General features: G+C 47.6%; 24 protein-coding genes. All 24 read right to left on the bottom strand.

What is annotated here, in order from left to right; translation table 11 throughout:
- Positions 1-47 precede the first annotated feature (47 nt).
- Entirely contained in the window at positions 48-989 is a 942-nt protein-coding gene (locus CWE22_RS08655) for a hypothetical protein (protein ID WP_169930919.1), read from the bottom strand.
- A gap of 61 nt (positions 990-1050) precedes the next feature.
- Positions 1051-1446 (bottom strand): nuclear transport factor 2 family protein, encoded by a 396-nt coding sequence (locus tag CWE22_RS08650; RefSeq protein WP_169930918.1) that lies wholly within the window; start codon positions 1444-1446, stop codon positions 1051-1053.
- 33 nt (positions 1447-1479) lie between these two features.
- Complete coding sequence (locus CWE22_RS08645) at positions 1480-1875, bottom strand: RidA family protein (protein WP_169930917.1); 396 nt, start codon at positions 1873-1875, stop codon at positions 1480-1482.
- 116 nt (positions 1876-1991) lie between these two features.
- On the bottom strand, positions 1992-3170 hold the full coding sequence (locus CWE22_RS08640; protein ID WP_244595988.1) for a GGDEF domain-containing protein: 1179 nt from the start codon (positions 3168-3170) through the stop codon (positions 1992-1994).
- 749 nt (positions 3171-3919) lie between these two features.
- Positions 3920-4210, bottom strand: coding sequence for a hypothetical protein (locus CWE22_RS12130; protein WP_244595986.1), 291 nt, complete (start codon positions 4208-4210; stop codon positions 3920-3922).
- A 266-nt stretch (positions 4211-4476) separates the two neighbouring features.
- Complete coding sequence (locus CWE22_RS08630) at positions 4477-4791, bottom strand: hypothetical protein (protein WP_169930915.1); 315 nt, start codon at positions 4789-4791, stop codon at positions 4477-4479.
- Positions 4788-5231 carry a hypothetical protein gene (locus CWE22_RS08625; RefSeq protein ID WP_169930914.1) on the bottom strand — a complete coding sequence of 148 codons (444 nt, stop codon included), beginning with the start codon at positions 5229-5231 and terminating at the stop codon, positions 4788-4790. The genes CWE22_RS08630 and CWE22_RS08625 overlap by 4 nt, the downstream gene beginning before the upstream one ends.
- A complete protein-coding gene (locus CWE22_RS08620) occupies positions 5221-5688 on the bottom strand; it encodes a hypothetical protein (RefSeq protein WP_169930913.1) in 468 nt (155 codons plus the stop codon). The genes CWE22_RS08625 and CWE22_RS08620 overlap by 11 nt, the downstream gene beginning before the upstream one ends.
- 98 nt (positions 5689-5786) lie before the next feature.
- Positions 5787-6539 (bottom strand): hypothetical protein, encoded by a 753-nt coding sequence (locus CWE22_RS08615; protein ID WP_169930912.1) that lies wholly within the window; start codon positions 6537-6539, stop codon positions 5787-5789.
- 153 nt (positions 6540-6692) lie between these two features.
- Complete coding sequence (gene glmS / locus CWE22_RS08610) at positions 6693-8525, bottom strand: glutamine--fructose-6-phosphate transaminase (isomerizing) (RefSeq protein WP_169930911.1); 1833 nt, start codon at positions 8523-8525, stop codon at positions 6693-6695.
- A gap of 7 nt (positions 8526-8532) precedes the next feature.
- Entirely contained in the window at positions 8533-9897 is a 1365-nt protein-coding gene (glmU, locus tag CWE22_RS08605) for a bifunctional UDP-N-acetylglucosamine diphosphorylase/glucosamine-1-phosphate N-acetyltransferase GlmU (protein ID WP_169930910.1), read from the bottom strand.
- A 129-nt stretch (positions 9898-10026) separates the two neighbouring features.
- Positions 10027-10443: a F0F1 ATP synthase subunit epsilon gene (locus tag CWE22_RS08600; protein ID WP_169930909.1), complete on the bottom strand. Its 417-nt coding sequence runs from the start codon at positions 10441-10443 to the stop codon at positions 10027-10029.
- Positions 10444-10459: 16 nt separating this feature from the next.
- A complete protein-coding gene (gene atpD, locus CWE22_RS08595) occupies positions 10460-11845 on the bottom strand; it encodes a F0F1 ATP synthase subunit beta (protein ID WP_169930908.1) in 1386 nt (461 codons plus the stop codon).
- A gap of 39 nt (positions 11846-11884) precedes the next feature.
- Complete coding sequence (gene atpG, locus CWE22_RS08590) at positions 11885-12751, bottom strand: F0F1 ATP synthase subunit gamma (protein ID WP_169930907.1); 867 nt, start codon at positions 12749-12751, stop codon at positions 11885-11887.
- Between the two features lie 59 nt (positions 12752-12810).
- Entirely contained in the window at positions 12811-14352 is a 1542-nt protein-coding gene (gene atpA, locus CWE22_RS08585) for a F0F1 ATP synthase subunit alpha (RefSeq protein WP_169930906.1), read from the bottom strand.
- Positions 14353-14366: 14 nt separating this feature from the next.
- Positions 14367-14900 (bottom strand): F0F1 ATP synthase subunit delta, encoded by a 534-nt coding sequence (atpH, locus tag CWE22_RS08580; protein ID WP_169930905.1) that lies wholly within the window; start codon positions 14898-14900, stop codon positions 14367-14369.
- A gap of 18 nt (positions 14901-14918) precedes the next feature.
- Positions 14919-15389, bottom strand: coding sequence for a F0F1 ATP synthase subunit B (atpF, locus tag CWE22_RS08575; protein ID WP_169930904.1), 471 nt, complete (start codon positions 15387-15389; stop codon positions 14919-14921).
- Positions 15390-15436: 47 nt separating this feature from the next.
- Complete coding sequence (atpE, locus tag CWE22_RS08570) at positions 15437-15670, bottom strand: F0F1 ATP synthase subunit C (protein WP_108602479.1); 234 nt, start codon at positions 15668-15670, stop codon at positions 15437-15439.
- 61 nt (positions 15671-15731) lie between these two features.
- Positions 15732-16592, bottom strand: coding sequence for a F0F1 ATP synthase subunit A (gene atpB, locus CWE22_RS08565; RefSeq protein ID WP_169930903.1), 861 nt, complete (start codon positions 16590-16592; stop codon positions 15732-15734).
- Between the two features lie 17 nt (positions 16593-16609).
- A complete protein-coding gene (locus CWE22_RS08560; protein WP_169930902.1) occupies positions 16610-17005 on the bottom strand; it encodes an ATP synthase subunit I in 396 nt (131 codons plus the stop codon).
- Between the two features lie 64 nt (positions 17006-17069).
- Complete coding sequence (locus CWE22_RS08555) at positions 17070-17969, bottom strand: ParB/RepB/Spo0J family partition protein (protein ID WP_169930901.1); 900 nt, start codon at positions 17967-17969, stop codon at positions 17070-17072.
- Between the two features lie 14 nt (positions 17970-17983).
- Complete coding sequence (locus CWE22_RS08550; protein ID WP_169930900.1) at positions 17984-18781, bottom strand: ParA family protein; 798 nt, start codon at positions 18779-18781, stop codon at positions 17984-17986.
- A gap of 31 nt (positions 18782-18812) precedes the next feature.
- On the bottom strand, positions 18813-19433 hold the full coding sequence (gene rsmG / locus CWE22_RS08545) for a 16S rRNA (guanine(527)-N(7))-methyltransferase RsmG (protein WP_169930899.1): 621 nt from the start codon (positions 19431-19433) through the stop codon (positions 18813-18815).
- A 10-nt stretch (positions 19434-19443) separates the two neighbouring features.
- Positions 19444-21345, bottom strand: a complete 1902-nt coding sequence (gene mnmG / locus CWE22_RS08540) for a tRNA uridine-5-carboxymethylaminomethyl(34) synthesis enzyme MnmG (RefSeq protein ID WP_169930898.1) — start codon at positions 21343-21345, stop codon at positions 19444-19446.
- Between the last annotated feature and the right edge of the window lie 74 nt (positions 21346-21419).

Here is a 21419-nt window from a genome sequence, read left to right as displayed (position 1 = left end):
AATTGTTCATTGCAATTAATACGCTACATGTTGGATCTTAGCTCAACTCAGTCTTGAGCTTTCGCTTGCTCTGCAAAATGCTCTCGGGCTTTTGCCAGAATTCTCCGCATGATATCGAGGTCACTGAGCATTACAGATTCGGAATGTTCAAGTTGTTCTCTCTGAGACGAGTTCAAATTGCCATAATCTTTCAGCAGTTCAATCCGAGCAATCTTATTCAAATGACGTGTGATAATGGCTTCGAATATTACATCCCCGTATGTCGTTCCCTTTACCAAGTCTGCCAGCTTTTCCTCGTTTAGAGGTTGAACACCTTGATAGTCGTTCATGAAATTCTGCACTGACTCTTTTGAAAGTTGCACTTGATCAAAGCGACCACCCTTATCTACCCAAACTAATTCCGCTAACTCCGCATTTCCCCGTAGTAGCGCCAGGTCAAACATGTATTGATGATCTTCCGGCCCAAGGCCCGCTTCATCGTACCAGGTCGACAGAATATCCTTATTCATCACATACCCGATCTCGTCTTCGTAGAAATCATTGCGCTGCAGTGTTGCACCTAAGTCCAAAAACCGTTGAAACTGTGCTGTTGTAATGTTGCCGCGACTGATCTCAAATGCCACCCAAATGGGTGTAATTGTCTCGTTGCCGACTATCCAGTCTATCGTTTCATTAACGTTTAAATGTTGCTCTTCTATCAGAGCTAACAACAACTCCACACGCTTATGAAAATCAGGTGTCGACCGAACTAGTGCAAGACCTAGATCGGGACCTCGAACATCGATAAATTGCGTCAAATCCAGTTCTTGGGATGGGGGCTTTGGGGACTCGACGGATTTTGGCTCGGCCAGTGTTGGTTGTTCTTCTTGCACAACCGGCTGCGCAATCTGCGCGGTACTAACCGCTGGCTCTTCTGGCGCGCCAAACCACCAACCATAAGCAGCCACTCCAATGACCAACACAATTAGTACAACAATCCATTGTTTCATAGGCATCCTTAACCAAATCTCATCACTATCCGAAATCTTTTCACATTAGATTACATCAACATTAATCAGCTTGCAGTGGGCGTTGATGAACCGCGGTATCCGTATATTGTTGGAACGAAGTGACTTTACCGTCTTTGAACTTCCAGACATGAGCGAATGGCGCTTTGAAACTTTTCCCCGTCGCTTTGTAGGTGCCGCTATATTCGCCTAGCGCGATGACTGTTGCGCCTTCGGTCACAAACTCATTCGGTACGGCTGCGAATCCATCCCACTCACCACCAAGCTTCATAAAGACGTTGTCGAGAACCGCATCTGGACCCACAAAAATGCCACCATAAGGACCACCTTCAGCTTCTACCCAACGAATATCGGCTGCAAAGCCTGCTAACACGGCGGGGATATCGCCCTTCGCGAATGCTTTATAGACATTCTGTGCTAATTCCAAGTTACTAGTCATATCGGTTCCTTTATCTGTCTTCCATCCTATCGCCTATCGAGAGCAATGCACCTCTAATTCAATCTCGACCATGAACTCAGGTAATGCCAGTCCTTTCACTTCAAGCCAAGATCCGGTTGGAAAATGAGTCGTATAGAGCCCACTCCGATAAGCGGACGCCTCTAAAAATTTAGCCATATTCGTAGTAAAGACGTTTTCAACGGTGACATCGTCGAAGGTACAACCAAAGTGCTCCAGAATTTTCTGCAAGTCGGCGTAGACATTCTTCATTTGTTGTTCGATGTCACCAACAGCCGTAGGGTTTCCCTGGTCGTCCATGCTGACGGCACCAGAAATTTTGATGTCATTTCCAATGCGCAACGCATGGGTATACCCGTAAGCTTTCTCCACCTCAGGACGTAAGTGAAAATATTCTCTAGCAACCGCCATAACTGTTTCTCCGACAGGGTGAGCCACGCAAACCGAGGACCGGTTGCAGCCGTTTGATTGACTCTAGCACTAATTGAGGGATTTACATCATTTCAACGACAGGAGTCGAGAGAGGTCTATGAATTGGAAGCCTTGTCAACAGCCAGCACCACGCGATTGCGCCCGTCGCGTTTGCCGGTATAGAGCAGGTCATCAGCACGTTTGATGAGGGCTTCGAGGTCGGTTTCACCGTCTTGTGCGACGGCAATACCTACGGTGATACTGAGCATCAGTTCGCCCATTTCATCTTGCAGAGCTAATGAAGCTATATTCTTGCGCAAGCATTCCGCAAGGAGTTGAGCGTCATCGGCAGCTGTGTCAGGAAGCGCAACCACGAACTCTTCGCCACCAAAGCGACAAATAATATCGGTGGGGCGCATCGAATCAGCGAGGGTTTCAGCAATTTGTTTTAACACGCGATCACCGTGAGTATGACCTAGGGTATCGTTGATTTTTTTGAAGTGATCGACATCGACCATGAACAAGCTGAACGGAATTTTTTCAGCTGCAGCTAGCTGCAGCAGTTCGCCAGCTCGCTGCATAAAATGACTGCGGTTATTCAATCCTGTTAACGCATCTTTCTCAGCTAGCTGTCGCAACTGTGCTTCAAGTGATTTTCTACGCGCTATTTCGGTCAGCAGATGGTCATTCTGCTCGCGCTCTTCTTGCAACAAAGCAAACTGTTTGCGCTGCAGATTTTCCAGTCGTAGCAACGCTGAGAAGCCAACTAAATTGGCCATAACCATAAGTAAACCGATCCGCAAAGTGACCGCAGGAGTGATACCCGCGAATTCGACGGCAGCAACCAAGAAGCCAACACATAAAAACAGACTTGCTGAAGTGGCAACGGTTAATAAGTTGGGGATCAGTAGATAAAACGCCATGGTTGCCACTGCAACCGCCGTAACTTGCGAGCCCAAACTCTCTGGCCGCAACGGCACAATCAGAATAATACCTATGGCGATAATCCATAGGGGCAGCGCATGCAACCATGGACGCTCCGAGTAACTACCCCACCGAGCAATAATGAAGGCGAGAATTACACTTAAGCTGACCACCGTAATACGCATGGCAACCAACAGATAATATTCTCGGGTCAGGCCCAATAAAAAGTAGTCGGTAATTGCGAACATGCCAAAAATACAAGCAGCAAGGATGAGAGCCAAACACGTCTCAAAGCGCACTTGCGCTTGAATAGAGTCGCGGTAATAGCGTTCTTTCTGAGCGTCCCGAAATTGCCCCGTTAACCAGTGCACATTCTCAGGTCTTTTGGGTAGCACCAAAGCGTCATGCTTCCTTTCTACTTATTCTTATTTCGCTATCCTAATCCAGAAACCGCGCAGATGCATCTATATCCTCGTGCCGCAAAAATCAGTGTGACCTTGCATGCTGGAGATTTCATTTTTTCTCTTTCCCTGGGGGTCTAAAATGAATTTCCTTTTTAGGATTCGGTTTTAAATCCGCAAAGTCACTTGAACAATTCGTATCACTATGTGCTCTCCCGGCTAAAGCTGACAATCCAAACATCATCAATATGCCCACAAATAATCCGAAAAATAAGGACTCAATCAGAACTGATAAAATTCCAGATATCTTATCCTGAACAATAAATGACTCGTTGATAAGGTAACTCAAAAAGCCAATTACCGATCCAAAGTAAAACCCATTCGCTCGTTTCATAAAACTTATTTTTCTCTGTGGTGGGAAGAAGTTAGTTGAGACGTTCGGACGGATTACCAGGTGAACTCATCCTCAGCAGTTCAGCCTGCGCAATTTTTTGATCTGATTCGTCTTTCGTCAATGCGCCTTGCTCAACTAACCATTTGAACTTATTGACTTCCTGTTGCAGTTCATTGTTTGGATTTAGGTCGCCATACCACCGAAGTAACTGAGCTTTTCGACGAGAATTAATTTCGTCGATGATTGAATCGTGAAGACCATCTTGAATAACAAATATATTGCCGCTTTCCGCTCGAAATACAGAGTATTTTATTTTTGTTCGTAATTACCACAGCACGCAAGCCGCTCCAACGACTAACCAGAAACCTTTTCCTGACAGCGAGCCATCCGAGTAAATTGCGTAACCGATTTGAAAAATGCCAAGCAAAACCCACAGATAACCAACGTTACGAAGCCATTCGTTTTGTTCGATCTGAACGGATGACTTCTGCGGAAAATCGGCATACTCAACATCAGTATCACCTGAGCCTAACTTCTCTTGATAAGCAAAATTGAAGTGCTCATCGTGAAAAGAAAAGGTGTGCTTAATTGAGTCTTTCTTTTGTATAAGTTCCATCTTCTCTCTCTTTCGTCCAAATAACTCTCTGTCATGCGGAACAGGCGTATATGTTGAGCAATTTCTGCTTTCAAGGTCACAACGAGCTCAATACTTGTATGGTCATAATTATCCGCAGTGTGTTAAAACACCAGCTTTTATATATCCGAAGCCCTCAGTGAAATAGTCTCTACACAGGCGTCAAACATAGCAATCGGAACATCGATTTGATCCGCGCTGACGGGAACACGCTGAGTAATCTGCTGATCAATCACGTGAGTTACCGGTTAATCATGTTGCGTGTGATTCATCCGAAGTTTCCTAAACACACGCATTACACATGCGCTCGCCAGTGCGACGACAAAAAACTGTCCCAGCAAGAGCAGCAAGAGCTTTGGCCAAAAATTTATTTCCTCGGTGAAGAGAGGATGCCAAATGTAGATCAGTGTCAGGTTGCCGGGAGCTAACACAAATTCATAACCGGGTAATGGACCGTCAATTACATCCCACAGATACCAGCTAACCGAAAACATCAAAAGACCCACCATCGCAGCCGCTAACCCCGCATAAATACCAATGGGTAAGACTTTGAGTTGTTTCATTCTTTTTCTAAGCAAAGTCTACCGCTTTTAACAAACAGCGTACCCAAGCCATCTCGCTCAGAGAGAAGAGCCCAATCCGGCTGTCCCGAGTCCGTCATAAAGGAAAGTATACGCAAGCCATTGGACAAACTAATTTGGATCTCAGGAAGAGCGCCAAAAGTATCGACCTCTTGAACAATACCGCCTAATAGCTTTGATATTATTTTCGGCCATCGTCGCTCCGAGCTGCAGCTGCCGCCGAGAATAGAGCGTGGCTTTTCGATACGCCAACTCCATTCAATCATCAACGTAAATTCGCCAACTGGATTTCCGTCAGTACCATCGCGTCTGACTCTGGTTGTCAGCGAACCAAACTCGACAAATAACGCACTCCCGTATCCCACCCAAACGTGAGATACAGGTTTGCCAAGCAAAGCATTTCGGAAGGGGTCAATGAGCAACTTGGGTACTCCGCACCTGGAGACTATTCGTTGTTTGCGGCCGTTGGGCGTAAGTGACTTTCAGCTTTGTGCTATTGCGCCCATTTGGATTGATACTTCGGACTTTTTGTAAGCTAGACACGCTGATCTCGAGCTCATTGTCGCTGATCCATTTTACTTCCAGACCGCTCTCCCGTGGGTGACCGGAAAAACCAAACAGTTTGTCGCCCTGCAGTTCAGGGTTTCCACTAACCACATTCACCGAGCCAAAGAAATCAGTCGTAGCCCCACCGCAATCACCAATAGTAATCTCAGCCACCTGCTCACCATTCGGAGATGCCACACGCTCCACCACCTCGTCATAACAAACTGCGCTGCACCCTTCTAATAACAGCACGAAGAGCCCCCAGATAATCACAATTGAATAGAACGCCCAGGCACCAATCAGAATCAGCGCTTTCTTAAGTTTTATGATCATTTCACTCTCTTCCTTGATGCGTACTTAAATCGGCGAAATACCCAAAAACCCTAGCGTTCTATACAAACATCTAGTCATATTAATGGATTGGTTAATAATTATTCGCCACGTTCATATCGACGAAGCTTGAACTCGTAGTCGTCGCTAACGGCGAGCCTTAGGACGCGCTTCGTGTTGTTGGGTTTGTACTTGCGCCAATCCCATTCGCCGTCGATAAGAACGATATTCGATAACCCGAATCGCTTCATATCTTCGAGCGAATAGTCATATCCAACCGTTGAACCAAAACCGTTCTTAAAGGTGTGAACAATAACGTCCAGAAATCCAATTTCATGCTGACCATAAACGGGAAGCGCATTATCCACATTTAGCTCGGCGTAGAATTGCGTCTCTCGATCTCGCATCGGATCGAGATATTCGTGAAATCCTTTTTCTGCTTCCTCATCCAACCCCCAAACCTCTTGCCACGCACTACCATGCCATAGCAATACAGAGTCCTTTCGCAGATATTTTGTTTTAGCTGCAGGGAAAATATAGTTCGCACAAGACGAGGCGCACACGTCCATAACCTCAACATCAAGATTATTGTCCTTGACCCAGTTGCCGAGCTCTAATCCTAGACCGATTTCTCCACCTCGGCTCGAGACTAATAGGCGCTCAGGTTTATCGGCGGCATTCTCGTATGCCTCAAATAGCGCTTGATTCGCCTCTTTAGAGATGCCACTTCGATACACTAGGTGACCATCTCTAACACCAACAAAGTCAGGTTCAGGCTCGACAGCAGGCTTATCTATTGCTGTAGCGCAGCCACCCAGCAGGAGGAGTGAGATAAAAACAATGAGAAGCTTCATAAGATTAATGTCATCCGTGATTTTGCTTGAACACAATTTTGTTTAAATTATGTAGACAAAAGTACGGTACATTAACTCGCGTTGCAAGGGATTTCACAAGCGGGATTTAGATAGTAAAAGGGGCTCCTTAGAGCCCCTTCAACGTAAATAGTGTTATTCCACGGTGACAGATTTTGCCAGGTTGCGCGGCTGGTCGACGTCGGTGCCTTTGATGATGGCGACGAAGTAGGAAAGCAGTTGCAGCGGGATGGTGTAGACAATCGGTGCAATCAGCTCGTCGCAGTGAGTAACGTTGATGACGCGCATGCTGTCATCACTGGCGAAGTGGGCGTCTTTGTCGGCGAATACGTACATGATGCCGCCACGAGCGCGAACTTCTTCAACATTAGACTTCAACTTCTCGAGCAGTTCGTCATTCGGCGCGACGACAATAACTGGCATGTCTGCATCAATCAGCGCTAATGGGCCATGTTTGAGCTCACCTGCTGCATAGGCTTCGGCGTGAATGTACGAGATTTCCTTCAGCTTTAGTGCGCCTTCCATTGCGATAGGATATTGCGAGCCACGACCTAAGAATAAGCTGTGAAATTTGTCTGCGAATTCAGGCGCAAGGGCTTCAATTTTGTCAGACAGCAACAAGGCTTCTTCGAGTTTGGCTGGCAGCGCTTGCAGCGCATTGACAATGGCGACGCGATGTTCGTCACGCATGCCACGCGTCTGACCTAAAGCAAGCACCAGCATCAAGAAACCAACTAACTGTGTGGTAAAAGCTTTGGTTGAGGCAACGCCAATCTCGGTGCCGGCACGGGTCATGTAGGCGAGGTCGGATTCGCGGACCATCGATGATGTTGGTACGTTACAGATGGTTAAGCTGCCTTTGTAGCCGAGCTGTTTGGATAAGCGCAATGCGGCCAAAGTGTCGGCGGTTTCGCCTGACTGCGAAATGGTGACCAACAGGCTATTCGGATGCACGTATGACTGGCGATAACGGAATTCTGAGGCGATTTCGACATTACACGACACGCCTGCCATAGCTTCCAGCCAATAACGCGCGACCATACCGGCATGATATGAAGTACCACACGCCACAATTTGGACGTGCTTAATGTCTTTCAGCAGTTCCAATGAGCCATGCCCAAAGGCATCTTCGCTTACCGTGCCATCGACAAGGCGCCCGTCTAGTGCATTACGCACTGCAACCGGTTGTTCATGAATTTCTTTCAGCATAAAGTGGCGATAGTTACCTTTGCCACCAGCATCATAGTTACCATCCGACTCAATTACTTCGCGCTCAACACGCTCGCCAGCTTGGTCGTATACTTTAACGTCCGTGCGCGTTACATCAGCCATGTCACCTTCTTCAAGGTACATAAACTTGCGTGTAACCGGCAGCAAAGCCAATTGATCAGACGCAATAAAGTTCTCGCCAATGCCAAGACCAATAACCAAAGGGCTGCCTGAGCGCGCCACGACCAAGCGACCTGGCTCGCGACAATCCATGACTACCGTGCCATAAGCGCCGTCGAGCTGACGCACAGCGGCTTGAACAGCAGCAAAGAGATCTTTATGGGATTTCTGTTCATGATGTACCAAGTGACAAATCACTTCAGTGTCAGTATCCGACACAAAGGTATAACCCAAGCCGCGCAATTTCTCGCGGAGCTTGTCATGGTTTTCAATAATGCCGTTATGGACTACTGCAATGCAGTCCGAAGAAATATGTGGGTGCGCGTTGGCTTCAGTAACACCGCCGTGGGTTGCCCAGCGCGTATGAGCGATACCAGTAGTGCCATCCAGTGGCGAGTCGCCAACCGCATCACGCAATGCCTGTACTTTACCCGTCCGACGAATCGTCTCAATATCACCATCCGCATTGAGGACGGCTAAGCCCGCAGAATCGTAACCTCGATACTCTAAGCGTTTTAGGCCTTCCAGCAAGATATCACTGATCCGGCGTTCTGAGGTTGCGCCAACAATTCCACACATAGAGGTCTTATCCTTTTTTCTGAGGCCGTTGCCAGCCACTTATATTCCGTTGTTTACCACGAGCAATACCTAGCTCGCTATCTTCAATATCTTTAGTCACGGTTGAGCCTGCACCCACGGTCGCGTTTTTACCTATCCGAACCGGTGCCACCAATGAACTGTTGGAGCCAATGAAGGCGCCATCATCAATTTGAGTCACAGACTTATTCACGCCATCGTAATTACAGGTAATGGTACCCGCGCCAACGTTTACGCCTTCACCTATTTCGGCATCACCCAAATACGTCAAATGATTGGCTTTCGAGCCTTTACCCATGCGGGTCTTTTTCATTTCGACGAAGTTGCCCACCTTGGCTCCCTCGGCTAATACTGACCCCGGGCGCAAACGCGCATAAGGACCAACCTCACAGCGTTCGGCAAGCTCGGCCTCTTCAACAATGCTATGGGATTTCACCCGCGAATGAGCACCAATGCGACAGTTACGCAGGATACAATGGCTTTCGATAATCACGCCTTCGCCAAGTTCCACTTCGCCTTCAAAAATAACGTTCACATCAATAACGACGTCATTGGCAATGCTGACGTTTCCGCGCACATCTACGCGAGCTGGATCAAGCAACGTTGCGCCGTTTAGCATGAGCGCTTCTGCCTGGCGCTGTTGGTAAGCGCGCTCTAAAGCTGCCAGTTGCAAACGGTTGTTTGCGCCTTCAACTTCATGAATATCTTGTGGTTGCGTAGAGGCAATCGACACGCCTTCTGCGGCAGCCATAGCAACAATATCAGTGAGGTAATATTCGCCTTGAGCATTGTCATTCGAGAGCTGACTCAGCCATCGCTTGAGCGCCTTACCCTGAGCAACCATCATCCCGGTGTTCGCTTCGTTGACTCTTAATTGTTCAGGATTAGCGTCTTTTTGCTCAACAATGCCGGTAATGTTGCCTGTTGCATCACGCAAAATACGACCATAACCGGTTGGATCCGGTAGGGTGACAGTCAACAGTGCGAGTTCAGTTTGCGCACCTGCTTCAATCAGCGCTTCAAGGGTTTCAACTCGGGTCAGGGGAACGTCACCATAGAGAATAAGCACTTGCTCGTCATCATTGAGATGCGGTAGCACTTGCTGCACCGCATGCCCGGTGCCGAGTTGCTGAGCTTGTTCAACAAAATTGAGTTGTTGATTTTGTAGACGCTCTAACAGTGCGTCAGCACCATGACCGTAAATCACATGAATGGCGTCCGATGCCAAGTGTCGAGCGGCATCAATCACATGTTGCACCATAGCTTTATGAGCAACAGGATGTAACACCTTGGGTAGCGCTGAACGCATACGCGTGCCCTTGCCAGCGGCGAGAACCACTACACTCAATGCCATGAATCCTTCCATCAATCAGTTGTGAATCAGAATGCCCTATTCTAGCGGGATTACAGAAAATTAACAGGCGAAAAAAAGACCCGCAAGCGTGAACTTACGAGTCTTTTCATATTTTTAGCGTTTCACCGATTATTTTTTGATTTTACGAATAATCTGCAACTGCGCCAACGCTCGTGCCAGTTCTGCTGCCGCTTCTGCGTAACTCAGATCAGAACTAGAATCTGCAATTGCTTCTTCAGCATGTTTCTTAGCTTCCAGAGCTTTCTGTTCATCCAGCTCATCACCACGAACTGCTGAGTCAGCAAGCACCGAGACGTTGTGAGGCTGCACTTCCAGCACACCACCAGCAACGTAGATGATTTGCTCCTCGCCACCTTCTTTCACAATACGGACCATACCTGGTTTGATTGTGGTTAGAAGAGGGGCGTGGCCTGGGTAGATACCCAGTTCACCTTCGCTACCGGTCACTTGCACGGTCTCTACTGCACCAGAGAACAAACGTTCTTCGGCACTGACCACGTCAAGCTGTACAGTTTTAGCTGCCATTTAAACCTCCCGGTTCTTACATTTTCTTGGCTTTTTCGGCCGCTTCTTCGATGCTACCAACCATGTAGAACGCTTGCTCTGGCAGGTCGTCGTAGTCACCGTTTAAGATACCTTTAAAACCAGCAATGGTGTCTTTCAGCGACACATACTTACCTGGTGAGCCTGTAAATACTTCAGCAACGAAGAATGGCTGCGATAAGAAACGCTGAATTTTACGAGCACGTGATACGGTCATTTTGTCTTCTTCTGACAACTCGTCCATACCCAAAATAGCGATGATATCTTTCAGTTCTTTGTAACGCTGAAGAACTGACTGAACGCCACGCGCTGTTTCGTAATGCTCTTTACCAATAACCAGTGGGTCCAACTGACGTGAAGTTGAATCCAGAGGGTCAACCGCAGGGTAGATACCCAGAGACGCGATATCACGTGACAATACAACCGTCGCATCCAAGTGGGCGAAGGTGGTTGCTGGTGATGGATCGGTCAAGTCATCCGCAGGTACATAGACCGCTTGGATTGACGTGATTGAACCGGTTTTGGTTGAAGTGATACGTTCTTGCAGTACACCCATCTCTTCAGCAAGAGTTGGCTGATAACCTACTGCTGATGGCATCCGACCCAACAATGCAGATACTTCCGTACCGGCTAGGGTGTAACGATAGATGTTATCAACGAAGAACAGAACATCTCGGCCTTCATCACGGAATTTCTCCGCCATGGTCAAACCGGTCAAAGCCACGCGCAAACGGTTACCCGGAGGCTCGTTCATCTGACCATATACGAGAGCTACTTTGTCCAATACGTTGGAATCTTTCATCTCGTGATAGAAGTCGTTACCCTCACGAGTACGCTCACCAACACCAGCGAATACTGAGTAACCGCTGTGCTCGATAGCGATGTTACGGATAAGCTCCATCATGTTTACGGTTTTACCTACACCGGCACCACCGAACAGACCAACCTTACCGCCCTTCGCGAACGGACAAATCAAATCGATAACTTTGATACCCGTTTCGAGTAGCTCAGTTGCGTTTGATTGCTCTTCGTACGAAGGTGCTGCGCGGTGAATAGACATACGCTCTTCTTCACCAATGGCGCCTGCTTCATCAATTGGCTCGCCCAAGACGTCCATGATACGACCCAGTGTTTGCTTACCCACTGGAACCATAATTGGCTCACCAGTATTTTCAATAGTAATTCCACGACGCAGACCGTCAGTAGTACCCAATGCGATTGTACGCACGATACCGCCACCCAGCTGCTGCTGCACTTCGAGGGTCAAACCCTTGAGGTCACCGTCGGTCACCTTCAGCGCGTCGTAGACCTTTGGCACGCTTGATTGTGGAAATTCGATATCCACAACCGCGCCAATTATTTGCACGACCTTACCTTGACTCATGACATTTCCTCTAACTCTAAAATTCTTGCAAGCTTCGCCTTAAACCGCTTCGGCGCCCGATACAATTTCCGAAATTTCTTGGGTAATTGCTGCCTGACGTGCTTTGTTGTACACCAGTTGCAATTGATCGATCAGGTCTTCGGCGTTGTCGGTAGCGGCCTTCATTGCCACCATCCGTGCTGCCTGTTCACTGGCGATGTTGTCCACTACACCTTGATACACGGTCGCTTCAACGAAACGACGGATCAATAACTCTAAAATTGGCTGTGGATCTGGCTCGTACAAGTAGTCCCAGCTACCTGACTGCACCTCATCGCGAGACTCGGCTTTTGGCAACGGTAGCATTTGCGCTATCGTTGGCTCTTGCCGCATGGTGTTCACAAACTTGTTGTACACCAAGTACAGGCGGTCAATTTTGCCTTCATCGAAAGCATCTAACATTACCTGCACAGTCCCGAGCACATCGTTCACGGTTGGTTTATCACCAAGACCTGAAGTTTGCGCCAGTAAACGGCCACCAAAGCGTTTAAAGAAACCCGTTGCCTTGTTGCCAATAGCTGCAAAGTCAACTTCAACACCATTGTCTTGTTGTGATTTAGCATGCTTTACGACCGCTTTGAATTCGTTCGTATTCAAGCCACCACACAAGCCTCGGTCGGTTGAAATGACAATGTAACCCACTCGTTTCACGTCCCGTTCGTTTAGGTACGGATGACGATATTCCAAGTTTGCATGGGCAACATGGCCGATCACCTTGTAGATGCTGTCCGCGTACGGGCGGCTCGAAGCCATCCGTTCTTGCGCCTTTTTCATCTTAGACGCCGCGACCATTTCCATCGCACTGGTGATCTTCTGAGTATTGTTAATACTCCCGATCTTGGTTTTTATCTCTTTCCCGCCGGCCATGATAAATCTCCTGTTAACTCAACGACGTGTGGCCTCAGCAAGCTGAAGCCACGTTGCGCTTACCAAGACTGCGTTTTCTTGAAGGTTTTCAGGCCTTCATGCAGTTTGGCTTCGATGTCGTCGTTATAGTTGCCAGTTTTATCAATATCAGCCATTAGGTCAGCGTGCTCGCTACGCATGTACGAAATTAACGCACTTTCGAAGTCGAGGATTTTGTCCTGTGCCACATCTTTCAGGTAGCCTTTTTCGGCAGAGAAGATAGACACAGCCATATCAGCCACGCTCATAGGCTCATATTGGTTCTGTTTCATCAGTTCGGTGACGCGCTGACCATGCTCTAACTGAGCACGTGTTGCTTCGTCAAGATCAGATGCGAACTGGGCGAATGCTGCCAACTCACGATACTGAGCCAATGCCAAACGAATACCACCACCCAATTTCTTGATGATTTTCGTCTGTGCTGCACCACCTACACGTGATACCGATACACCAGCGTTCACGGCAGGGCGAATACCCGCGTTGAACAAGTCAGTTTCTAAGAAGATCTGACCATCGGTAATCGAAATTACGTTAGTTGGTACGAAGGCCGATACGTCACCCGCTTGGGTTTCGATAATTGGCAGAGCGGTTAGTGAACCGGTTTTACCTTTCACTTCACCATTTGTAAATTTCTCTACGTAGTCCGCATTTACGCGAGCTGCACGCTCAAGCAAACGAGAATGTAGATAGAAAACGTCACCTGGGTAGGCTTCACGACCTGGCGGACGACGTAATAGCAATGAGATTTGACGATAAGCAACAGCTTGCTTAGACAAATCATCATACACGATTAGTGCATCTTCACCGCGGTCACGGAAGTATTCACCCATGGTACAGCCTGAATAGGCTGCCAAGTATTGAAGTGCTGCAGACTCAGAAGCAGAAGCCGCTACAACAATGGTGTTTTCCATTGCGCCATGCTCTTCTAGCTTACGTACAACGGCTGCGATAGTAGACGCTTTCTGACCGATAGCGACGTACACACACTTAATACCAGAGTCTTTCTGGTTGATAATGGCATCGACAGCCAACGCAGTTTTACCTGTTTGACGGTCACCGATAACCAGCTCACGCTGACCACGGCCGATTGGAATCATCGCATCGATAGATTTATAACCAGTTTGCACTGGCTGGTCGACCGATTGACGTTCAATAACGCCTGGTGCGATTTTCTCAACTGGCTCAAAGCCGTCAGCATCAATTGGGCCTTTACCGTCGATAGGAGCACCCAAGGTGTTCACGACGCGGCCTAACAATGCGCGACCCACCGGAACTTCTAAGATCCGGCCAGTTGATTTAACTTTAACGCCTTCTTGCAGGTCCGCATAAGGACCCATAACCACGGCGCCAACAGAGTCGCGCTCAAGGTTCAAAGCGATAGCGTAACGATTTCCAGGAAGCTCGACCATCTCACCCTGCATACAGTCAGCTAAGCCGTGGATGCGGATGATACCGTCGGTAACCGAGATAATGGTACCTTCGTTACGAGCTTCGCTGACCACTTCGAATTTCTCAATTCGTTTTTTGATCAGCTCTGCGATTTCATTTGAATTCAGTTGCATGCTCAAGTCCCCAATTAGGATTGCAGTGCGTGTGCAAGGCGATCGATCTTGCCGCGCACCGTACCGTCGATGACGGTGTCACCGGCTTTGATATATAAGCCGCCAACAATGTTTTCATCGACAGTGCAATTCAGCTTAACTTTGCGTGAAAAACGTTTCTCTAACGCTTTTACGAGTTCATCCTGCTGCTTTTTCAATAATTTAGTTGCTGAAGTAACCTCTACAACAACTTCTTTTTCGTAATCAGCACGTAACTCACCAAATAAGGCAAGTACCGCAGGTAACGCTTTCAGACGACCATTTTCAGCCATCAAACGGACAAAGTTCTGACCATTTTCATCAAGTTGCTCACCGCAAACCTGAACATAAACGTCAGTTTTCTTCTCCAGCGTTTCAGCGCTGCTCAAAAAAGTAGCCATAGTTGCGTCTGTTGCAACCGCAGCTGCAAACGCAATCATGTCGTTCCACTTTTCTAACGCGCCGTTCTCTACTGCAAAATCAAAAGCTGCTTTTGCATAGGGGCGAGCAACCGTAGTCAATTCTGACATTTGCACAAACCCCTTTGGTTAGAGTTCAGCGACCAGTTTTTCAACAATGTCACTGTGGGCGTTTTTATCAATTTCGCGCCCGATAATTTTGCTTGCACCTGCAACAGCTAAAACAGCCACTTGCTTGCGCAATTCTTCACGTAAGCGATTCCGCTCTGCTTCGACTTCTGCGTGACCTGCAGCAACGACTTTCTCGCGCTCCTGCTCACCACGTTTTTTGCCGTCTTCGATGGTCTCGTCCGCGCGTTTTTTCGCTTGGGCGATGATATCGGCAGCTTGCGCTTTCGCTTCTTTCAGTTCGTCAGCAATTTTGGCTTGCGCCAACTCGAGGTCCTTCTCGGCACGTTCGCCCGCAGCAAGACCGTCAGCAATTTTCTTTTGACGAGCTTCAATCGCATTGTTCAGCGGTGGCCAAACAAACTTCATGCAGAACAGCACAAAGACGATAAACGCGATTAATTCACCGATCAGGGTCATATTAATGTTCATAGACCCACCCTCCTATTCGTTCATTGTTCGAAAATGTGTATCGAGCCTTACAGAACGAACAACAGGACCATGGCGATACCAACACCGATCATTGCTACCGCATCGATCAGACCTGCCAAGATGAACATTTTAACTTGCAGTGAAGGAGCTAATTCTGGCTGACGTGCACACGCTTCCAGGAATTTACCACCCATGTTACCGAAGCCGATAGCAGTACCGATTGCACCGAAACCGATCAACAGAGCAACTGCGATAAATTTAAGACCTAACATTAGTTCCATTGTTTTCTCCAATAAAAGTTAAGAGCTAAAAGTAAAAGTTAAAACACGTAAAACAAAAAACTTAGTGGCTTTCCGAGCTAGCCATGCTCAAGTACACAATCGTCAACATCATGAAGACGAAGGCTTGGAGCACGATGACCAGAATATGGAATACCGCCCAAATGAAGTGCAATGGCAACTGCATTAGGCCGACCGCACCAATCAAAATAAAGATTAACTCACCTGCATAGAGGTTACCGAACAAACGCAGTGCCAGTGAGAACGGCTTCGCGATGAGGGCAATGACTTCCAGCAAGAAGTTAAATGGAATCAGTAAAATTTGTACCGCAATATTATTCGAGCTAAATGGGTGCAACGTTAACTCTTTGATAAAGCCAACTACGCCTTTGAAGCGAATGTTGTAGCCAATCATCAGCAAGAAAACACCAATAGCCAGAGCGGCTGTCATATTAATGTCCGTGGTCGGTACAATCTTCATATAGACATCATGTGAGTCCATACCGAAGAAGGTCGATCCGATCCAACCGGCAAATGACGGTAAGAAGTCAACTGGAATCAAATCCATCAAGTTCATCAAGAAAACCCAGACGAAGATGGTCAATGCCAGTGGGGCAATGAGTTTACTTTTGCCATGGAAGGTGTCGCGTACGTTACCGGCAACAAATTCGACAATGATTTCGATGAAACATTGGAATTTACCAGGCACGCCCATGTCGGCCTTTTTCGCCGCACTACGGAACAACATTAAGAATAAGATACCCAGTCCAATTGACCAGGCGAGGGTGTCAATGTGCCATGCCCAAAACCCTGCATTTTCACATGCCTTATTGAATACAAAGCTGCCGTCATCAGCGACACACATCTTTGCGTTCGTTAAGTGGTGTTGGATATGACTCGTGAGTGTTACCTCTTCTGCAGCCATCTTAATTTCCCACAATTTTAAGTTGATTTTAAAAACAAAATCGGTGCTAGCCACTGCACAAACAGGGTGATGATGTAACCGCTCAAAACCGCACTATACGGGAGCGTGGTAAACACCAACAAAGCCACTAGCAGGGCTACGGCAAGGGTCAGTTTAATCGCCTCACCTGCAAAAAAGTTCGACACAACTTGTTGTGCTGCACGCGCGCCGCCTGAAGCAAATGCACGCCATGCGAAGAGTGCGGTTGGGATCATCACGGCAATGCCGCCGCCAACCACGCCCCAAAAATAAAGATAGCCATTTATTGGCTGCACCAGAGAAAACACACACGCCAATAAAAAAATCGCTCCAGCCTGCACACGAAGCAAGCGAGCAGCGAGTTGTTTTCCAGTGCTATTAATTGTATTCGTCACGGGCCTAAAACCTCGCTGAAAAGCCCGCGATAGTATAAAGATTTGCGGTTTAATTGCAAACTTGTTAGCTGTCGGAAAGCTGCAAATGCTGCAAAATTCCGTCAAGCTCATCCAAATTGCTGTAATTAATCACAACTTTACCTTTACCTTTACGCCCATGGTTGATTGCAACGGCGGCGCCAAGATGTTCACTTAAGCGCTGTTCGAGACGCTGTATGTCGGCATCTGGTTGTTTCGGTTCAGGCTTAGGTTTGCCCGGCTCTAACAAGCTACGGACCAATTTTTCTGCTTCTCTTACGGTCATTGCTTTGGCCGCGATCACACGAGCGGCATCACTCTGTGCATCACCTTGTAAAGCCAATAATAATTTAGCGTGACCCAATTCAATGTCGCCACGTTCAAGCAGAGTTTTACTCTCTTTTTCGAGATTATTCAGACGCAACAAATTGGTTACCGTGGCGCGTGATTTACCCACTGCGTCGGCAACTTCTTGATGGGTCAAACGAAACTCATCCAACAGTCGCTGCAATGCGGTGGCTTCTTCCATCGCGTTCAGATCTTCGCGTTGAATATTCTCAATCAGTGCAATAGCCACTGCCGCTTCATCAGGCACTTGTTTGATGAGCACTGGAACTTCACTTAACCGCGCTAACTGAGCCGCACGCCAACGTCGCTCTCCAGCAATGATTTCAAACCGTTCATGGCTGATTTCGCGCACAACAATAGGCTGAATAATGCCTTGTGCTTTGACTGATGCAGCAAGATCTTCGAGTGCTTCGGGTGACATATCTTTACGGGGCTGATACTTGCCAGGTTGCAGCCATTCGATGGGAAGCTTGCGTAAATCACTTTGTACCGGTGATTCGGTTTGTGGTGCTTCGCTGGACTCAGCATCCCGTGATTGTTTATTGTTGGTTAGCAGGGCATCCAAGCCGCGCCCTAGTCCTCGTTTTTTCACAGACATAGCACTGTTCTTCCTCAGGCTTCAGCCGTTGATTCGGCTTTCTTTTGTTGTTCTGCGCGGCGAATCAATTCGCCAGCCAACGATAAATAGGCTTTGGCACCCGTTGATGATTTATCGTAATACATGGCCGGAGCACCAAAACTTGGCGCTTCTGCTAAGCGCACGTTACGCGGGATTACAGTTCGGTACACTTTATCACCGAAATGCGTTTTCAATTGTTCAGACACGTCATTCGCGAGGCGATTACGCGGGTCATACATAGTCCGTAAAATGCCCTCAATGGTCAGTCGTGGATTCACTGCTGATGCGAGACGCTCGATGGTATCCATCAAGGCCGTTAACCCCTCTAACGCGTAATACTCACATTGCATCGGTACCAACACTGAATCGGCAGCGGCCATGGCGTTAACGGTTAACATTGAGAGCGAGGGCGGACAATCAATAAAAATAAAGTCGTACTGGTCTTGTACGGGTTTCAACGCATTGGTGAGGCGTTGTTCACGGGCAAATGCCTGCATCAATTTGATATCGGCAGCGGTGACATCACCATTGGCAGCAATCAAATGATACTTACCGTTGGTTTCTTTGATGATCACTTCGCTGGCGGGCTTTTCGTCGACCAGTAATTCGTAGGCAGTGTTTTCGACATCGTATTTATCGATGCCACTACCCATGGTGGCATTGCCTTGCGGGTCAAGATCAATCAATAGCACTTTGCGCCGAGTGGCGGCCATGGAGGCAGCCAAATTTACTGCTGTGGTCGTTTTACCGACCCCACCTTTTTGATTGGCTATGGCTATGATTCTTCCCACCGGTATAACCTCTTAGTTTACTTGGCTTGCTTTAGTTCGCAGCTCTAATCAATACCAAATGACGTTCGCCATCGGCTTCGGGAACTTGCAGTTTTTCTATCTGCTCGACCACAAACCCAGTCGGCAATTGAGCCAGTTCTGCGGTTGGGTATTGTCCCTTCAAGGCGTAAAAGCGCCCTTGTTCGGTTGGTAATTGATGACACCAAGTGAGCATATCATTAAGCGAGGCAAAGGCTCTACTTATCACGCCATCAAATTTCTGTTCAGGCTCAAAATCTTCTACTCGGCTTTGTACTGCCGTAACGTTAGTTATTTGATTTTCATGACAAAACTGGCGAATAAAACGGATGCGCTTACCCAGTGAATCTAACAATGTAAAATGGCAATTTGGCATGATAATGGCGAGCGGTAATCCGGGTAAACCCGGGCCAGTGCCGACGTCAATAAACCGCTCTCCTTGGAGGTAAGGTTTGATCACAATACTGTCGACAATATGCCTGCTCAGCATCTGCCGAGGATCACGCACCGACGTTAGATTGTAAGCCTTATTCCACTTGTTCAATTGCTCAACTAAAGTCAGCAGCATCTTGGTTTGTTGCGGCGTCGCTGCCACCCCTGATTGCTCAATCAAGCGGGTTAAAATTTCTAGCATAAGTTTTCTTTTATGCGCTGCGGCGCAACAATCCTTGTTTTTTTAGATGGACCAACAGCATCGAAATCGCAGCAGGTGTAATACCTGAAATTCGAGCGGCTTTACCCACCGTTTCCGGCTGATGCTGATTCAGTTTGGCCACTACTTCATTCGACAAACCTTTGATGGATTTGTAGTCAAAATCAAGCGGAAGTTTAGTATTTTCATGACGTTGCTGCTTGGCTATTTCATCTTGTTGGCGGTGAATGTAACCAGCGTATTTGGTTTGAATTTCCACTTGTTCAGCAGCTTGCTGATCCGTTAAGCCAGGGCCCAAGGCTGGAATAGACATCATGACTGCATAGGTCATTTCAGGGCGACGCAGCAAATCTTCACCGTTTACTTCACGAGTGATTGGCGTTTTGACATGTTCATTCACGGCATCCACCGCTGGATGATCCTTATGGATCCACAAACTGCGCAACCGTTGTTGCTCTTGTTCGATAGCTTCCATTTTCTCGCTAAAGCGTGCCCAGCGAGCATCATCAACCAAGCCCAGTTGTCGACCCTGTTCAGTTAAACGCATATCGGCGTTGTCTTCGCGCAATAACAAGCGATACTCGGCACGTGAAGTAAACATCCGATACGGCTCTTTGGTACCCAGTGTCGATAGATCGTCGATCAACACGCCCATGTAGGCTTGGTCACGCCGCGGCGCCCATGATTCTTTATCTTGCGCTTGCAATGCCGCATTTAAACCCGCCACTAAACCTTGCGCACCGGCTTCTTCGTAGCCAGTAGTGCCGTTAATTTGGCCAGCAAAAAACAGTCCATGAATATATTTGGTTTCGAGTGACTGCTTCAGATCACGAGGATCAAAATAATCATATTCGATGGCATAACCAGGACGGGTAATGTGCGCATTTTCAAATCCTTTTATGGAACGAACCAATTGAACTTGCACATCAAATGGCAGACTGGTTGAAATGCCATTTGGATAGACTTCGTTGGTGGTTAAACCTTCTGGCTCTACAAAGATTTGATGCGAATTCTTGTCGGCAAAACGCATTACTTTGTCTTCAATTGACGGACAATAACGCGGACCAATACCTTCGATCACGCCAGAATACATCGGTGAACGGTCTAATCCACCTTTGATAATGTCGTGGGTTTTTTCGTTGGTATGCGTGATGTAACACGAAATTTGTTGTGGATGATCGGAGCCATCACCCATAAACGAAAATACAGGTGTTGGAGAATCACCCGGTTGCTCTTGCATGACTGAGAAATCGATCGTCTTTGCATCGACCCGTGGTGGTGTACCTGTTTTGAGTCGATCAACACGCAGTGGTAACTCACGCAGACGTTTGGCTAAAGCATTCGCTGGTGGGTCACCAGCTCGACCACCTTGATAATTGTCGAGACCAATATGTATTTGACCACCAAGGAAAGTACCTACGGTTAAAACAACTGTTTTTGCTGAAAACTTTAATCCCATTTGTGTAACGACACCGATTACACGATCGTTTTCTACAACGAGATCATCACAGGCTTGTTGAAACAAACTTAAGTTTTCGTGGTTCTCGAGTTGTTCACGAATAGCTGCTCGATACAGAACTCGATCAGCCTGAGCCCGCGTAGCACGTACTGCCGGACCTTTGGAAGAATTGAGCGTCCGAAATTGAATACCAGCGCGATCGGCTGCAATTGCCATTGCACCGCCTAACGCATCGATCTCTTTGACTAAATGACCTTTACCAATGCCACCAATAGCTGGATTGCAGGACATTTGTCCTAATGTTTCGATGTTGTGCGTGAGCAGCAATGTTTGACAACCCATGCGAGCTGCAGCCAATGCGGCTTCAGTTCCTGCATGACCACCGCCAATGACAATGACGTCATAGTGTTGGTGAAAGTTGTGCTGGTTACTCATAATGGTCCGTCTCAATGTCTTAAAAAATTTGGGATCCCAGAGAGGATCGCAGAGCCGTGTATTTTAGCGTGAAT

Origin of the sequence: Pseudidiomarina aestuarii, from assembly GCF_003987355.1 — a bacterium.
In the GTDB taxonomy this organism is placed as follows: domain Bacteria; phylum Pseudomonadota; class Gammaproteobacteria; order Enterobacterales; family Alteromonadaceae; genus Pseudidiomarina; species Pseudidiomarina aestuarii.
The sequence above is the reverse complement of the archived record's forward strand: the minus strand, read 5'-3'. Positions and strand labels throughout refer to the sequence as shown.

Coding starts and splice junctions, on each gene's coding strand:
- CWE22_RS08655 (WP_169930919.1), bottom strand. CDS start 989: ATGAAACAATGGATTGTTGTACTAATTGTGTTGGTCATTGGAGTGGCT.
- CWE22_RS08650 (WP_169930918.1), bottom strand. CDS start 1,446: ATGACTAGTAACTTGGAATTAGCACAGAATGTCTATAAAGCATTCGCG.
- CWE22_RS08645 (WP_169930917.1), bottom strand. CDS start 1,875: ATGGCGGTTGCTAGAGAATATTTTCACTTACGTCCTGAGGTGGAGAAA.
- CWE22_RS12130 (WP_244595986.1), bottom strand. CDS start 4,210: ATGGAACTTATACAAAAGAAAGACTCAATTAAGCACACCTTTTCTTTT.
- CWE22_RS08630 (WP_169930915.1), bottom strand. CDS start 4,791: ATGAAACAACTCAAAGTCTTACCCATTGGTATTTATGCGGGGTTAGCG.
- CWE22_RS08620 (WP_169930913.1), bottom strand. CDS start 5,688: ATGATCATAAAACTTAAGAAAGCGCTGATTCTGATTGGTGCCTGGGCG.
- CWE22_RS08615 (WP_169930912.1), bottom strand. CDS start 6,539: ATGAAGCTTCTCATTGTTTTTATCTCACTCCTCCTGCTGGGTGGCTGC.
- glmS (WP_169930911.1), bottom strand. CDS start 8,525: ATGTGTGGAATTGTTGGCGCAACCTCAGAACGCCGGATCAGTGATATC.
- glmU (WP_169930910.1), bottom strand. CDS start 9,897: ATGGCATTGAGTGTAGTGGTTCTCGCCGCTGGCAAGGGCACGCGTATG.
- CWE22_RS08600 (WP_169930909.1), bottom strand. CDS start 10,443: ATGGCAGCTAAAACTGTACAGCTTGACGTGGTCAGTGCCGAAGAACGT.
- atpD (WP_169930908.1), bottom strand. CDS start 11,845: ATGAGTCAAGGTAAGGTCGTGCAAATAATTGGCGCGGTTGTGGATATC.
- atpG (WP_169930907.1), bottom strand. CDS start 12,751: ATGGCCGGCGGGAAAGAGATAAAAACCAAGATCGGGAGTATTAACAAT.
- atpA (WP_169930906.1), bottom strand. CDS start 14,352: ATGCAACTGAATTCAAATGAAATCGCAGAGCTGATCAAAAAACGAATT.
- atpH (WP_169930905.1), bottom strand. CDS start 14,900: ATGTCAGAATTGACTACGGTTGCTCGCCCCTATGCAAAAGCAGCTTTT.
- atpF (WP_169930904.1), bottom strand. CDS start 15,389: ATGAACATTAATATGACCCTGATCGGTGAATTAATCGCGTTTATCGTC.
- atpE (WP_108602479.1), bottom strand. CDS start 15,670: ATGGAACTAATGTTAGGTCTTAAATTTATCGCAGTTGCTCTGTTGATC.
- atpB (WP_169930903.1), bottom strand. CDS start 16,592: ATGGCTGCAGAAGAGGTAACACTCACGAGTCATATCCAACACCACTTA.
- CWE22_RS08555 (WP_169930901.1), bottom strand. CDS start 17,969: ATGTCTGTGAAAAAACGAGGACTAGGGCGCGGCTTGGATGCCCTGCTA.
- rsmG (WP_169930899.1), bottom strand. CDS start 19,433: ATGCTAGAAATTTTAACCCGCTTGATTGAGCAATCAGGGGTGGCAGCG.
- mnmG (WP_169930898.1), bottom strand. CDS start 21,345: ATGAGTAACCAGCACAACTTTCACCAACACTATGACGTCATTGTCATT.